Raw genomic sequence first — 12,983 nt, forward strand, 5'->3', positions numbered from 1 at the left:
AGGTCCTATAAATAATGGGAACGACATCTAATGGGCGGAGCCGGAGATGCGCGAACCCGAATGCATGAAATTCCAGCCGAGCGAATGGGTGCCGAACCACCCCAGGCTGCCGGTGCTTCTTTATCGTCAGGCTCTGTCCGCCGCGGAGAGCGATGCGGCGGCGTTCGAGCGGCGCTTTGCCGCGGCCGGTTGGCAGGGGCTGTGGCGCAACGGCGTCTTTTCCTATCAGCATTATCATATCGGCGCACATGAAGTCCTCGGCATCGCCGGAGGCAATGCGAAGCTGTTGATCGGCGGTCCGGACGGCGTGGTGCTGAAGGTGGGTGCAGGCGACTGTCTCGTCCTACCGGCGGGGACGGGTCACAGGAACCTCGGGTCGAGCGACGCTTTCCTCGTCGTCGGCGGCTATCCGCCCGGGCAGACGGCCGATATCCAGACGCAGGCCGCCAGCACGAGCGCCCTGCAAACGATCGCCAACCTGCCGCTCCCCGCAACCGACCCGCTCCATGGCGCCGACGGGCCCCTGACGCGTCTTTGGAAAGAGGCCTAGGCTGCGGATTGGGGCGACGTCTTCGCTACGAACTGCGCGTTCGACGCTCGCGCTGCCGTGCCTCGGTGCGCCACCGGTGGCGGGGAGGGCGACGGACGACGTCCCCGATCACCCCTCCGCCAGCGTAAACACGGCGCAGGGCGCGGCGATGCCGCGGAGCTCGTGGTCGCCGAGTGGCAGCAGCGGGCTTGAGGTTTCCTCGGCGACGGCGCCGGAGATCAGGACCGAGCGGCCGAGCGGGCGGCAGAGGCCCTCGAGGCGGCTGACGAGGTTGACGGCGGGGCCGATAGCGGTGAAATCCAGCCGGTCGACGGCGCCGATATTGCCCCAGAGGACGTCGCCGAAATGCAGTGCCGTACCGAAGGGGAGCGGCGGCAGCCCCTGGGCCTGGCGCGCGGCGTCAAGATGCGCCATGCCGGCGCGGGCGGCGACGACGGCGCGAAGGGCCGCCTCGCAGGCCTCGGCTGCCGAACCGGTCACAGGGAAGATCGCCAGCAGGCCATCGCCGATGAACTTCAACACCTCGCCACCGAAGGCGTGGATCGCCCCGGCGACGCGGTCGAACCAGGCGTCGAGCGACGCGATCATCTCGGCGGGCGGGGTTGCCTCGGAGAGCGCGGTGAAATTGCGCAGATCCGCATAGAGCAGTACGGCGCGGATGGTCTCGCCGGTGCCGCGGGTCAGTGCGCCGGCCCGGACCCGTGCGGCACTGCGGCGGCCGAGATAGGCCTCGAGCAGCGCCGACAGCGCAGCCCGCTCGGCAAGCGCTGCCAGTGGCGCCGCGGCAAAGCGGGCCGCCTGGCGCAGCCGGCTCGCCTCGGCCGGGTCGAAGCCGCGTATCCCGGCCCAGGCGAGCACCGGTTTGTCGGGCGCCGCTCCGACCGTGTCCTCCAGAACCGGACCGAGTCCGGCCAGCCAGTCGCGCTCGGCATGGCTCGGCGGGCCGCCGGCGAAGCCTAAAGATTCGATCACCGCCCCCGTCTCCGCGCGCCACAGCCAGGTGCGGCGGGCGATGATCGGATGCGGCACCGCGAGCGTCAGGGCGCCGCCGGCCAAGGGAAGACGTTCGGCCAGGAGCCGGCTGCCGAGCTCTGCGAGGAAACGGTCGGGGCCGGGCGAGGCGCCGGCCTCGTCCAGCAGCCAGCCGAGGGGTGCGGGCAGGTCCATGCGGGAAGCATAGCGCCAGGAGAGGCGGCCTGTCATCCGCGTCTCCAAATTGTCGCCTGGAGCGAACTGGTAGGAGAAAAATCAATTGCAGGTCCATCCCTTATGCTCGTCGCGGGCGCCTGCCCGCGCGTGGCGCGTTGATGGTGGCGCATGCGGCGCCGCGGAGCTATCATTGGCACGGTCCCGATCCCGCCTGCCGATCCATGCTGCAGGTGGGCAACCATGGGGGAGACCGATGCAAGAGACCCTCGTCGTCCGCCGTGAGACGCACATTGCCGCGCCGCCCGCCGCCGTCTTTGCACTGCTGACCGACCCGGAGAAGATCCTGCGCTGGATGGGCACCGAGGCGGAGATCGAGCCGCAGCCCGAGGGACTTTATCTCGTCAACGTAACCGGGGCCCGCTTCGCCCGCGGATCCTTCCGCGAAGTGGTGCCGGTCCACCGGCTCGCCTACAGCTTCGGCTGGGAGGGCAGCGAGGTCGTGCCGCCGGGATCGAGCCTCGTAGAGATCGACCTGATCGAACAGCCGGACGGAACGCTGCTGCGCCTGACCCATTCGGGCCTGCCCAGTTCCGAGCAATGTGCCGGCCATGCGGAAGGCTGGGCCCACTATCTCGACCGGCTGGCCGAGGCCGCGGCCGGACGCAATCCGGGCCCGGATCCCTGGCACGGCCGCACTTAGAGTTTTGCCGCTGCCGCATGCGCCGGATGCCGGCTATCGCTTCAAGCCGGCCGCGCGAAGCGCATAATCGATGACTTTCCGGATCTTGTCGTCCCGTGGCGACGAGCGATCGGCGGGCATGACGCGCGCGGAGATTGGTTTTGCCGCCGCTTTACGCCGCCGGCCGCTCGCGGGTTTTCGCGTCAGCCCCCAGGATTGGGCGATGTGCACGGTGGAGGAGATGCCGACATCAAGCATGTAGGGACCGCTTTTTCCGTAGCCGCTCGCCACGTTGAGCGGCAATCCATGCCCCATATCGTGGATGCTGTAGAGCGCGATGCGGTCCCGTCCGTCGGCGTCCCTCCAGACCTTCCGCGTCTGGCCGTCGACGGTATCGGTGACGGCCGGAGCCGAAGCTACGTCGTGCACCCCGCGCCATTGTTCGACGATCGCCCGCGCGTTCGCTTCGGCAACGGTGCTGTCGCCCGTCCCGTACCAGACGGAAAGTGTCGGCCAGGGTCCGGTGTGGGGCGAGGCGGCGCGAAGGCCGGCGCGCAGCTCCCGGCTCTTCGGAATGCCGTGCCCGCGCATCCGCTCGAATGCCCCCGAGACCGTAGACGCGGTTCCATAGGGAAGGCCGGCAATGATCGCCCCGCCGGCAAAGACGTCCGGATAGGTTGCGAGCAGAACATTCGCCATTGCGCCCCCGGCGGAAAGCCCGGTGACGTATATCCTTTCGCTGGCAAGCTTGTGCCTCGAGACCATCGTTCCGATCATTTGGCGGATGGAGAGTGCCTCGCCCTTATCGCGGCCGATGTCGTCGAGGAGGAACCAGTTGAAACAGAGATTGCCATTGTTGTCGCGCACTTGCTGCGGGTAGAGAAGCGCGAAGCCATGCTCCTCGGCCATTTTCGACCAGCCCGAGCCGGCGTCGTAGTCGGCCGGGATCTGCGTGCAGCCGTGCAGGACGACGACAAGCGCCGGCTTCTTCGCGAGCCTTTTCGGCAGATAGCACTTGGCCTTCAGTGCTCCGGGGTTAGAACCGAAATTCGTAAGCGCGAAAAGCCTGTTGCGGAGTTGAGCAGGCTCGGCTTTGCCTGACTTGAGCCGCGTGATCCTTGCAAGCGTGTCGGGTACTGTTCTCATGAATGGATATCTCCTGCGTCAGCAGCCGGGGCGCCACCAAGCCATAACGTCGCCTAGCGGAATTAGTTGCTGCACTGCACAATGAAATATCCGTGATAGGTCCTTCAAGATCTCCGGAGCGGCAAGGGCACCGATCGGCGGCGGCTCCTTTTCGGAGGAACGACGAGTTGGCTTGTGGCTCTGAGCCGCTGGTCAGTGCTCTCGAAGTAATCGGACGAACGACGATGTCAGTTCCTGACCAGACCTTGGTCGGATATCTGCCCCCGTCTTTCGGACCAGTCTCCAATGACAAAGGTCTAAGGAGGACGTTTCAGTGGAACGAAAGACCATGGAACCGCATAGCTGCCGTTGAGGTAGTGCCGGCTCGGCTGGCACGAGCGTGAAGGCTAGCGGCAATGCCGGCCGGTCTGACGCGGCGGGGATTTTACCTCGCGTCCCACACGAATGGAGATGCGCGATGCGATACAGAATATCGGCCTATCCGGAACGAGAAGCCCGCAGCGGAATACCCGTCGCATTGATGCTTGCGATGATCGCTGTGTTGAGCGCCTATCTGTTCGTCGGGGATTTGCTCACGGAGCCCCGCCAGCAAACCCGTGTCTATCCACCTGATGCCGTCACAATGGTCGAAAGCGCGGACAAGGCGCCATAACGAGCGGGGCCCTGTCGTGACCTGGACTTCCGCCGCACGGCGCATCGGCCCTTGGTCTGATCGGCACGCGCATAGGTCTGAGTGCTGAGGAGAAAAGGAACTTATAGGCGAAAGTGCTGTTCTTGACGCAAATCTTCGCGCAGCGCCGTCCCTTCCTGCGCGGGGGTCGAGCTCGCCGGTTCCATCCGGCGGGCTCTCTTTGTCGCTGCGGCCCGATGGCCAAGCCGATCTCTTTCAGACCTTAGTCGGAAGTGGGCTGGGCGAATGTCCAGACGCGACGTGAGAAAGGTCCAAGAACACTCGTTAAGGCAAGCCGCGGGTTGACGATTGATTTGCGCCGTGGGCAAGGTATTGCGAGAAAGGCGAGCACGAAGATCGCCGGATCGGCTCGACTCCAATAAGCCGGCCTTTGCTCGTCATGCTGATAGCCACTGCCAGGCGAATGGTGCGCCAATGATTTTTCTTAGCAGCAATGCCAAGACCAGCGGACGAAAGTTCGTGGCGGTCCTGTGCACCGTGACGATCGGCTTCGTCTTCGCAGGCCTGCCTTACAAGGCAACCCTGTCCGACTCCGCGCTCGAACTCTCGCTTCAATCCGCCCTCGCCAAGAATGGTGGCAATGGCGGCGGCAATGGCAATGGTGGCGGCAATGGCGGCGGCAACGGCAATGGCGGCGGTAACGGCAATGGAAAGGGCGGTTCGAACAGCAGCAGTTCGAGCAGCAGTTCCAGCGGAGCGAGGGTAAAAGGTGCGGCGGTCGGAACCTTCGGCTCGATCTTGAAAATTCGCCATGTCGAAGGAATAAGCGAAGAAATCAAAAACGGCCGCTACATCATGAAAGACGGCCGCGGGCGCACCATTGTGAACCGGCGCGCGACGTCGGCTGACCAGAAGCGGCTGCTATCCCTTATTGACTGAGCGGGCGGTCGAGGGCGTCGCGCAGCACCATCGCCGCCTCGGTCCGGTTGGCGACGTCTAGCTTTGCCATGATCTGCGTCATGTGGTGCTTGATCGTCTTCTCGTGCAGATTGAGCTTGCGAGCGACCTGCTTGTTGCTCATTCCTGATGCGACGAGATTGAGAACCTCTCGCTCCCGAGTGGTCAGGTCGTGGATCAGGTCGAACTTGCTTGCCGAGGGGGGTGCGCTGTTGGACAGGAGTTTGGCCGACAGTGTCGGAGCCACGTAGCTTTCGCCGGAGGCGACGGCGCGGATGACATCCGCCAGCGCTCTCGATCCGATCCCCTTGAGGATATAGCCCTTGGCGCCGCCCTGCAGGGCGGCCTTGACGTCGTCGCCTGCCTCCGAAACGGTGAGCATGACGATCTTCTGCGCCGGAGCGATCTGAAGAATAAGCGGCACCGCCTCGAGTCCGCTCCCGGGCATCGAGATATCGAGCAGCATCACGTCGGGCGCCAGGTTCTCGGCAATTCTCAGCGCATCGTCGCGCGAGCCGCCTTCGGCTACAATTTCGAAGCCTTCGAGCTCCGATAGACTCCTCGTCACCCCCTCTCTGAACAGAGGGTGATCGTCGATCACCGCAACGCGAATCGCAGTCGTCATAGCTGCCCCACCTCCTCGATGCCGAGCGACATCCGGACAACCGTGCCCGGAGCGGCGCCGTTCAGTTCAAATGTTCCGCCGAGACTTTCTATCCGCTCTCTCAGACCGGCAAGCCCGAGGCTCGTCGGCCTCACTTTGTCGGGATCGAAACCGGGCCCGCCATCGGCTACCTCGATCCGCACCCTGTTGCCGTCCATGCTCTGCACGACACGCTGCCCAACGCCTCCGCCGTGTCGGTAGGCATTGTTCAACGCCTCCTGCACAAAACGGTATATGCATATCTTCGCCGAGGGGGAAAGGTGATCCGGCGGACGGGACAGCGACAAATCCACAGCCGAGCCGGTTCGCTGCCGGTGGGCGTGGACACAGCGCTCGAGTATCTCTCGCAGGCTCGCCGTTTCGATCTGCGGCAGGACCAGCCCGTTGCATATGGTTCGGATCTCACGCATCGCCTCGTCGAGACTTGCCTTGATGGCGGCGACCTCGCGTTCGCGCTTGTCTGTCGGGGTCGCCGTGCTCATCAACGCCTCGCTATCTACCCTCAGCGAGGCATAGGCCAGCAGTTGAGCGGGGCCATCATGCAGGTCCGCACCGATCCGGCGCAGCATCTGTTCGTTGAGAGCCGTGGCCCGCTGCGACGCCTGCTGCAAGCGCCCGCGCAGCATCTCATTCTGCTCAAGCAGTGCGGAAAGTTCCTCGACGCGCTGCTTGAGGGCGAGGCGCTGCTTGTCGATCGTCCTGCTGCCGCGCATCACGATTGCCGAAAGCATGATGAAGAATGCAAGCGTAAAGCCCGCAACGGCCAGCCACGTCTGGATTCTGGCCCGGCCCAGGCTGAGCTCGAAATCATTGGCAATCTCATGAAACTCGGAGACGGCGACCACCTGTCCCGACCAGGGCTGCAGCACGGGATTGTAGATTTCGAGAAGCGGCTTGTTTGCTGCGCGCTCGGTCTCGCCATCGAGATCGTCTACCGGCGTGAACTGAGCCACGACGTCGCCGTCGAATGCCGCCTTCAGTTCAGGACTTAGCTCGAACCGTTTTCCGACCATGCTCTCTTCATTCGCGTAGAGGATGGTGCCGTCCGCCCGCCAAAGTCGAAACGCCAGCAAACGGCCACCGAGCGCGCCCTGGCCAAGTGTCTCGTCGAGCGCACGCGAAACGGTATCGTCGAGAACTTCTGTCGTCTGCATGTCCGGCAGCAGAGGCGCAATCACGCTGTCGACGTAGAGCGCTGTCGTCGCCGCCGAGTTTCGGGTGACGGCGTCCTCGATAAGGCTCGTGACGAACGCGCCCACCACGATCATTGCCGTGGCGGCGACGATCCCGCCGGCCATCAGGAACTGCTTCGCCAGGGGCTGGGCGTTCCATCTTGTGATCAGGTCTTTGGCGCGCACGACAAATCTCGGGCCTGTCCGCTCGATTCGTTGGCGGCACATCGTTCGATTGATGCCGATATAAGTACCGTCTCCTATAGGCGGGTCAATGGCACGCCACGTTTGCGCTGGTGGCTCGGACCTTTTGTGGCCCGTTCTGTCAGACCTAGGTCCGAGAAGCCAGCGCAATAGTCCGACAGCCATGGTGGCGCGACCCCGCTCAAGCTACCGTCGCCTTGGTAAGAAATCTGACGCCTCCAAGCATGAGGCAAGTGAAACCAAGGAGGCCGGCTATGGCTATTTCCAAGACAATCGGAAGGAGCGTCCTTGCCCTGGCGATCGCGGTCGCTCCTCTTGCAACCGTGACCTTCGGCGCCTCGGGTGTTGCTTTTGCCAAGGGCGGCAATGGCGGCGGCAATGGCGGCGGAAACGGCGGTGGCAATGGCGGCGGCAACGGAGGCGGCAACGGAGGCGGTCATGGCGGCGGCCAGAGCAAGTCGCATTCCGGCAGTGGCAAGCAGGACAAAGCGCGGTCTGGCAAGAGCCATGGCGACAAGACTCTGAAGTCGCTCTTTTCGCGCGGGACCAAGTCGAAGAAGACGATCAAGGCAGCCAAGCCAGTGAAGTCTGGACACGTCGCGGCGGGCAAGCCGAAGACGGTTGAACCTGAAAAGGTAAAGCTTGGCTCGGGGTTCAGTTCTCTGAACCGGAACTATCACGCCTATCTCAACTCCAACGATCCACGCATGGCAGCGATCTCGGCTTATGCGATTGCCTATGCCGAGTTCGAAGCTGAGAACGGCATCGACGCCATCCCCACCGATCCTGCCCTGAGCGACGAGGCGCTCCGCGAAGCACTCGAAAGCTTCGATAAGGACGGCGTCGTGACCGACGACGACCTTCTCGAGGTCAAGGAGATACTCGGCGTCGGGCCAGCAACCGGCAAGATCGACCAGATACGCGAAACGCTGCCTGACACGTCGGATACATTGGACACGTCGGACGCCTCGGATAGTTCAGACCTTTCGGACACGGATCCGTTGGACCCGGATGAGGAACTTGAGAGCGCCGTGCGCGGTTCGGGGTTCAGTTCGCTGAACCGGAATTATCACGCCTATCTCAACTCCAACGACCCGCGGATGGCCGCGATCTCCGACTATGCGATTGCCTATGCGGAGTTCGAGGCTGAGAACGGTTCCGACGCCATCGCGACCGATCCGGCCTTGAGCGACGAAGCGCTTCGCGAGGCACTCGAGAGTTTCAGCAAGGATGGCGTCGTAACCGACGACGATCTCGCCGAGGCTAAAGAGATACTCGGCGTCGGACCGGAGTTCGGCAAGATCGACGAGATACGTGAAACGCTGCCGGAAACAGCTGACGACCTGGGTGTTGCGGAGTAAACCTGAGTTCGGACGGTGCCGGCAGCAGCCGGCATCCGTCCGCAATCCGTTTGGGGCGGCTTGATCCATGAATTTGCAGACACGCGACGACGCAACTTGCGGTGCTGTGCGGGCGATGCAGCACGGACGGATCGGGTTTTCCCTGCAACAGATAAACGCCGTCGCTGATCCAGGCGAGGTCCTCTATTCGAAATGCCTCGCGAGATTCGTGGAGCCGGACGGTACGGTCAGAACCCGCGGAGAGTTCTCCGCTTTCCCCGGAGCGTCGCAGATCGCTCTGGCTTTCGGGCTCGATCTCCTCGACCTGGCGTTTGAATGGCTCGCTTGCCATCCGTCGGACGTGCTCGGCTGCGACCTCTCGGCCGAGATCATAGCCGATGAGCGAAGCTGCATGGTGTTGCACGACCTCCTCTCGCGGCACAGCGCCTTGGCGACCCGCATGGTTCTTGAGGTAACGCAGCCTCTGAAAACGCCCTTCGCCGCGAACTTGCTCGGCAGCGCCCGCGCGATGGGCTATAGAATTGCGATAGACAGGTTCGGGACCGGCAATGCGCTGTCGACCATCCCGGTCGATCTCGTGAAAATCGACGCATGTTTTGCGCAGCACCGCCTGGGTGATGCCGCGCCGATCCTGCGTGACCTGGTCGCTCTGGCCTCCTTTGCGGCATCGATTGTGGTTGTCGAAGGCATCGAAACATACGATCAGCTTGAGGCCGCCAGGTGCGCCGGAGCGACACATGTGCAGGGGTTTCTCCTTTCGGAGCCGACTCTGCCGCCCGTCTATTCGCGCAGCGCACGAGCATTCAAGCGAAGATTTCGCCCAGCCTCGCTCCAGCCGCATCTGCCGCAGTGCTCGTAGCACCGTAGCGATCGAGAGCACATTCGATTAGCAGGCGGTACCTGCGACATTTGCGATCTTCTTTTCCGACCGCGAGTCCGTCGGCCGCTTCGCGCAAATTGCCCGGACGCACGCCCGCAACCAACGATGCCCCGGGTCTGCCTCGAGGCGTGGATGCCAAAGCATCGACACGGTGATCTCCGGAATGGGGATCGGAATGGGAAAACTGAACAGATCGTCACGAAGGTTGCCGGTGTGGCGCTCGGGGACGGTGGCAATCATGTCGGAGTTTTTCGCCAGCGCCAGCGCGGGAGAAAAACCGCCAACGGTTGCGGTAATCTCCCGTTCGAGACCGAGCGCCTCCAGAGCGGCATCGATCGGCCCGTTATCTCTACGGTGGCGGGCGACGAGCACGTGCTGCCCGGCGGCATAGCGGGCGGGCGTGATCTCGCCCTGGCAGAGCGCGTGTCCGACACGCACGACGCCGACGAAGCGATCCTGGAACAAGGCCTGCGTGCGGATCTCCGGGCTCTGGCTCCCGCCTACGACGCCGGTCTCCAGGTCGACACTGCCATCCCGTAGCGGCGTGCTGTCCTTGTCGAGTTTCGGGACGAAGCGCAGCCGCACGCCCGGTGCCTCGGCGCCGGCCTTGGAGATCAGGGCCGGCCCGAAATTCTCGACGAAGCCGTCGCTCGTGCGAAGCGTGAAGGTCCGCACGAGCCGGCCGAGATCCAAACGGTCGGCAGGCCTCAGCGCCGCCTCCGCCTCCTCGACCAGGTGGCCGACGCGCTCACGCAATTCGAGCGCGCGGGGTGTCAGGACGAGGCCGCGGCCGGCCCGCACTAACAGCGGATCGCCGGTCGTAGCGCGCAAGCGCGCAAGCTGCCGGCTCATGGCGGAGGGGCTCAGCCGCAACCTTCGGGCAGCGCCGGCGACGCTTCCTTCGGCAAGCAGCACATCGAGGGTGACGAGAAGATTGAGGTCCGGATGCGACATGCGGGTGACGATAGCATGAATTGATACTAGCGTCAGATGCATGAATGCAATGCAAATGGTGCGTCTTCCGCCATCTCCGGCAACGGTTTACCTCTCGAGCGACGCCGATGAGAGGAACGACGATGACAAAATACCCGTATGACACGGTTGCTGCTGGCATGGAGCAGCCGATCTCGGCCCGCTGGACACTGACCAGCCTTTCCCTTTCCATGCTGCTGGCCTCCTTGGGCGTGAGCATCGCCAATGTTGGCTTGCCCACCCTGACCCACGCCTTCTCCGCCTCGTTTCAAGAGGTGCAGTGGGTCGTCCTCGCCTATCTGTTGGTCATCACCACGCTGATCATCAGCGTCGGTCGGTTCGGCGACATCGTCGGCCGCCGCAAACTGCTGCTCGCCGGTATCGCCCTGTTCACGATCGCATCCGGCCTGTGCGGCGCCGCGCCGCATCTTTCCTGGCTCGTCGCGGCGAGAGCCCTGCAGGGGTTGGGCGCCGCAGCCATGATGGCGCTTGCCCTGGCCCTGGTCGGCGAGGTCGTCCCGAAGGAAAGGATTGGCAGCGCCATGGGGCTGCTCGGCACGATGTCGGCGATCGGGACGGCGCTCGGCCCCTCCCTGGGCGGCGCGTTGATCGCCGGCTTCGGCTGGCGGGCGATCTTCCTGGTCACGGTGCCGATCGGCCTGTTGGCTTTGCTTCTTGCCTGCCACGCACTGCCGACGGATCGTCCGGCATCAAGGGCGTGCCGGCCCGGCTTCGACCTCGCCGGTACGCTGATCCTCGTCTTCACCCTCGGCGCCTACGCGCTCGCCATGACCATCGGGCGCGGCAGCTTCGGGGCGACCAACCTGGTTCTGCTGCTGGCGGCCGTCTTCGGCATGTGTGTCTTTCTATTAGTGGAATTTCGGACGGGGTCACCCTTGGTCGATTTCGCGATGCTGCATCAGCCGTCGTTTCGCTCGGGACTTGCCACGAGCATGTTGGTCGCTACGGTGATGATGGCGACGCTGGTGGTGGGGCCGTTTTACCTGTCGCGCGGTCTGGGGCTTGATGCGGCGCTCGTCGGCCTGGTGATGTCGGTCGGACCGGTCGTCTCGGCGCTGACGGGCATTCCGGCGGGGCGGCTCGTCGATCGCTTCGGCGTGTGGCGCATGGCCGCCGCCGGTCTTGGCGCCATGACGGCCGGTTGCCTCGCACTCTCGCTCGTTCCGGAAGCGCTCGGCGTCGCCGGCTATGTCATGCCGCTCGTCATTCTCACCGGCGGCTACGCGCTGTTCCAGGCGGCAAACAATACCGCTGTGATGAAGGACGCGCGGCCCGAGCAGCGGGGCACCGTCTCGGGGCTCTTGAACCTCTCGCGCAATTTCGGGCTGATCACCGGCGCATCGATGATGGGAGCGGTCTTCTCCTTCGCCGCGGCGAGGGAGACTGCGGCCGCCACCGCCACCGGCATGCGCGCCACTTTCGCCGTCGCCACGGTGCTGGTCATTATTGCGATGGCCGTCGCGGCGGCAAGCCGCGCCGGGATGAGGTCAACACCTCAAGAGGCCCGGTCAGCCGGGGCCGGGTAACCCTCTGGTTCAATTGTTGCCGCAATCGGCGGCACCCCCCTTGTGGGGGCCTTGTGGGGGCCTTGTGGGGGCCTTGTGGGGGAGTTGCCCGGCAGGGCAGAGGGGTATCACCCGCTCTCCCGATTTTCGCCGTTCAATCCCCTTAGCCCTTCAGGCTGCGTGCCAGGTTGTGAATGTGGCGTGCGCCGATGCCGCAGCAGCCGCCGACGATGGAGGCGCCCGCTTCGACCCAGTCGCAGGCAAAGCACGAATAACGGTCGGCGGTGAGGTCGGCGCGGGTGTGATGGAGCGTCTCGTTGGCGGCGCCTTCCGCCTCTTCCGCCTCAAAGGCGTTGGCATAGACGCCGATGCCGATATCCGCCTGCCTTTCCCTAAACGTCCGAGCCGCAACGGCGATGGCGCGCGCCATGACTTCCGGACGGCTGCAGTTGAAGAGGAGCGCCTCGGCACCGGAGCTGGCGGCCCAGGCGGCGGCCGCGGCCACGGCCTCTCCCGATCGAAGCTTTGGCTCGTCGCCTGCCAGGGCCTCTGCGTCGTCGGCCAAGGTGAAGGAGACCCAGAACGGCTTGCCGCTCGCGGCAACGGCGGTGCGGACCGCATCCGCTTCGGCAATCAGGCTCAGCGTTTCGCCGAGCCAGACATCGACATGGGGCGCCAATCCTTCGACGAGGACCTTGAGATAGTTCTGCACGCGCGAGGGGTCGAAGCGCTCGGGCTCGTAGGAGCCGAAGATCGGCGGCAATGAGCCGGCAACTGTGACTTTCCGATCGGTCGTGTCATCGGCGGCTTCTCTCGCGAGCTTTCCGGCGAGTGCGATCAGCGAGCGTCCTTCGGAGCGGAAGCGCTCCTCGCCGATGTGGAACGGCACCAGCGCGTAGCTGTTGGTGGTGATCACGTCGGCACCGGCGTCGATAAATTCCCTATGGACTCTCCCGACGATCTCCGGCGTCTCCATCAGGGCCAGCGCGGACCATTCCGGCTGCCTGAGTTCGGCGCCGAGACGGATCAGCTCCCGGCTCATGCCGCCGTCGAGAATGCGTATTTGGCTCATTGATGATCGACTCCCATTTG

General features: G+C 64.3%; 11 protein-coding genes and 1 pseudogene. 6 read left to right on the forward strand and 6 right to left on the reverse strand.

Annotation, left to right across the window (positions count from 1 at the left end; all coding sequences use genetic code 11):
* The first annotated feature begins 46 nt into the window (after window positions 1–46).
* A complete protein-coding gene (locus CO656_RS24845; protein WP_037424654.1) occupies window positions 47–550 on the forward strand; it encodes a cupin in 504 nt (167 codons plus the stop codon).
* A gap of 108 nt (window positions 551–658) precedes the next feature.
* Here CO656_RS24845 and CO656_RS24850 read toward each other — a convergent pair whose 3' ends face one another.
* Complete coding sequence (locus tag CO656_RS24850) at window positions 659–1,717, reverse strand: adenylate/guanylate cyclase domain-containing protein (protein WP_097527533.1); 1,059 nt, start codon at window positions 1,715–1,717, stop codon at window positions 659–661.
* Between the two features lie 235 nt (window positions 1,718–1,952).
* Here CO656_RS24850 and CO656_RS24855 point away from each other — a divergent pair, with 235 nt between their 5' ends.
* A complete protein-coding gene (locus tag CO656_RS24855; RefSeq protein WP_097527510.1) occupies window positions 1,953–2,399 on the forward strand; it encodes an SRPBCC family protein in 447 nt (148 codons plus the stop codon).
* Between the two features lie 33 nt (window positions 2,400–2,432).
* On the opposite strand, the gene CO656_RS24860 is transcribed toward CO656_RS24855, so the two are convergent.
* The gene (locus tag CO656_RS24860; RefSeq protein ID WP_097527511.1) at window positions 2,433–3,524 is read right to left on the reverse strand and encodes a PHB depolymerase family esterase; all 1,092 of its coding nucleotides are present in this window, start codon (window positions 3,522–3,524) and stop codon (window positions 2,433–2,435) included.
* Between the two features lie 1,105 nt (window positions 3,525–4,629).
* On the opposite strand from CO656_RS24860, the gene CO656_RS24870 reads away from it, so the two are divergent.
* A complete protein-coding gene (locus CO656_RS24870) occupies window positions 4,630–5,094 on the forward strand; it encodes a hypothetical protein (protein WP_097527512.1) in 465 nt (154 codons plus the stop codon).
* Here the strand turns inward: CO656_RS24870 and CO656_RS24875 are convergent.
* Both CO656_RS24875 and CO656_RS24880 read right to left on the reverse strand, forming a co-directional pair.
* Window positions 5,084–5,737: a response regulator transcription factor gene (locus CO656_RS24875; RefSeq protein WP_037424659.1), complete on the reverse strand. Its 654-nt coding sequence runs from the start codon at window positions 5,735–5,737 to the stop codon at window positions 5,084–5,086. The two genes, CO656_RS24870 and CO656_RS24875, sit on opposite strands and share 11 nt — an antisense overlap.
* A complete protein-coding gene (locus CO656_RS24880) occupies window positions 5,734–7,176 on the reverse strand; it encodes a sensor histidine kinase (protein WP_097527513.1) in 1,443 nt (480 codons plus the stop codon). The genes CO656_RS24875 and CO656_RS24880 overlap by 4 nt, the downstream gene beginning before the upstream one ends.
* 1,025 nt (window positions 7,177–8,201) lie before the next feature.
* Between CO656_RS24880 and CO656_RS31465 the strand changes: the two are divergent.
* Together CO656_RS31465 and CO656_RS24890 are read left to right on the forward strand one after the other, a co-directional pair.
* Window positions 8,202–8,513, forward strand: a pseudogene (locus tag CO656_RS31465) (hypothetical protein); the annotation flags it as partial.
* A 67-nt stretch (window positions 8,514–8,580) separates the two neighbouring features.
* Window positions 8,581–9,372: an EAL domain-containing protein gene (locus tag CO656_RS24890; protein ID WP_097527515.1), complete on the forward strand. Its 792-nt coding sequence runs from the start codon at window positions 8,581–8,583 to the stop codon at window positions 9,370–9,372.
* Between the two features lie 27 nt (window positions 9,373–9,399).
* Here CO656_RS24890 and CO656_RS24895 read toward each other — a convergent pair whose 3' ends face one another.
* The gene (locus CO656_RS24895) at window positions 9,400–10,347 is read right to left on the reverse strand and encodes a LysR family transcriptional regulator (protein ID WP_097527534.1); all 948 of its coding nucleotides are present in this window, start codon (window positions 10,345–10,347) and stop codon (window positions 9,400–9,402) included.
* A gap of 122 nt (window positions 10,348–10,469) precedes the next feature.
* Between CO656_RS24895 and CO656_RS24900 the strand changes: the two genes are divergently transcribed.
* Window positions 10,470–11,912, forward strand: a complete 1,443-nt coding sequence (locus tag CO656_RS24900; protein WP_097527516.1) for an MFS transporter — start codon at window positions 10,470–10,472, stop codon at window positions 11,910–11,912.
* 142 nt (window positions 11,913–12,054) lie between these two features.
* On the opposite strand, the gene CO656_RS24905 is transcribed toward CO656_RS24900, so the two are convergent.
* Window positions 12,055–12,963, reverse strand: a complete 909-nt coding sequence (locus CO656_RS24905) for a homocysteine S-methyltransferase family protein (protein WP_037424666.1) — start codon at window positions 12,961–12,963, stop codon at window positions 12,055–12,057.
* Between the last annotated feature and the right edge of the window lie 20 nt (window positions 12,964–12,983).

It is taken from the genome of Sinorhizobium sp. FG01 (assembly GCF_002531875.1).
Lineage (GTDB): Bacteria > Pseudomonadota > Alphaproteobacteria > Rhizobiales > Rhizobiaceae > Sinorhizobium > Sinorhizobium fredii_C.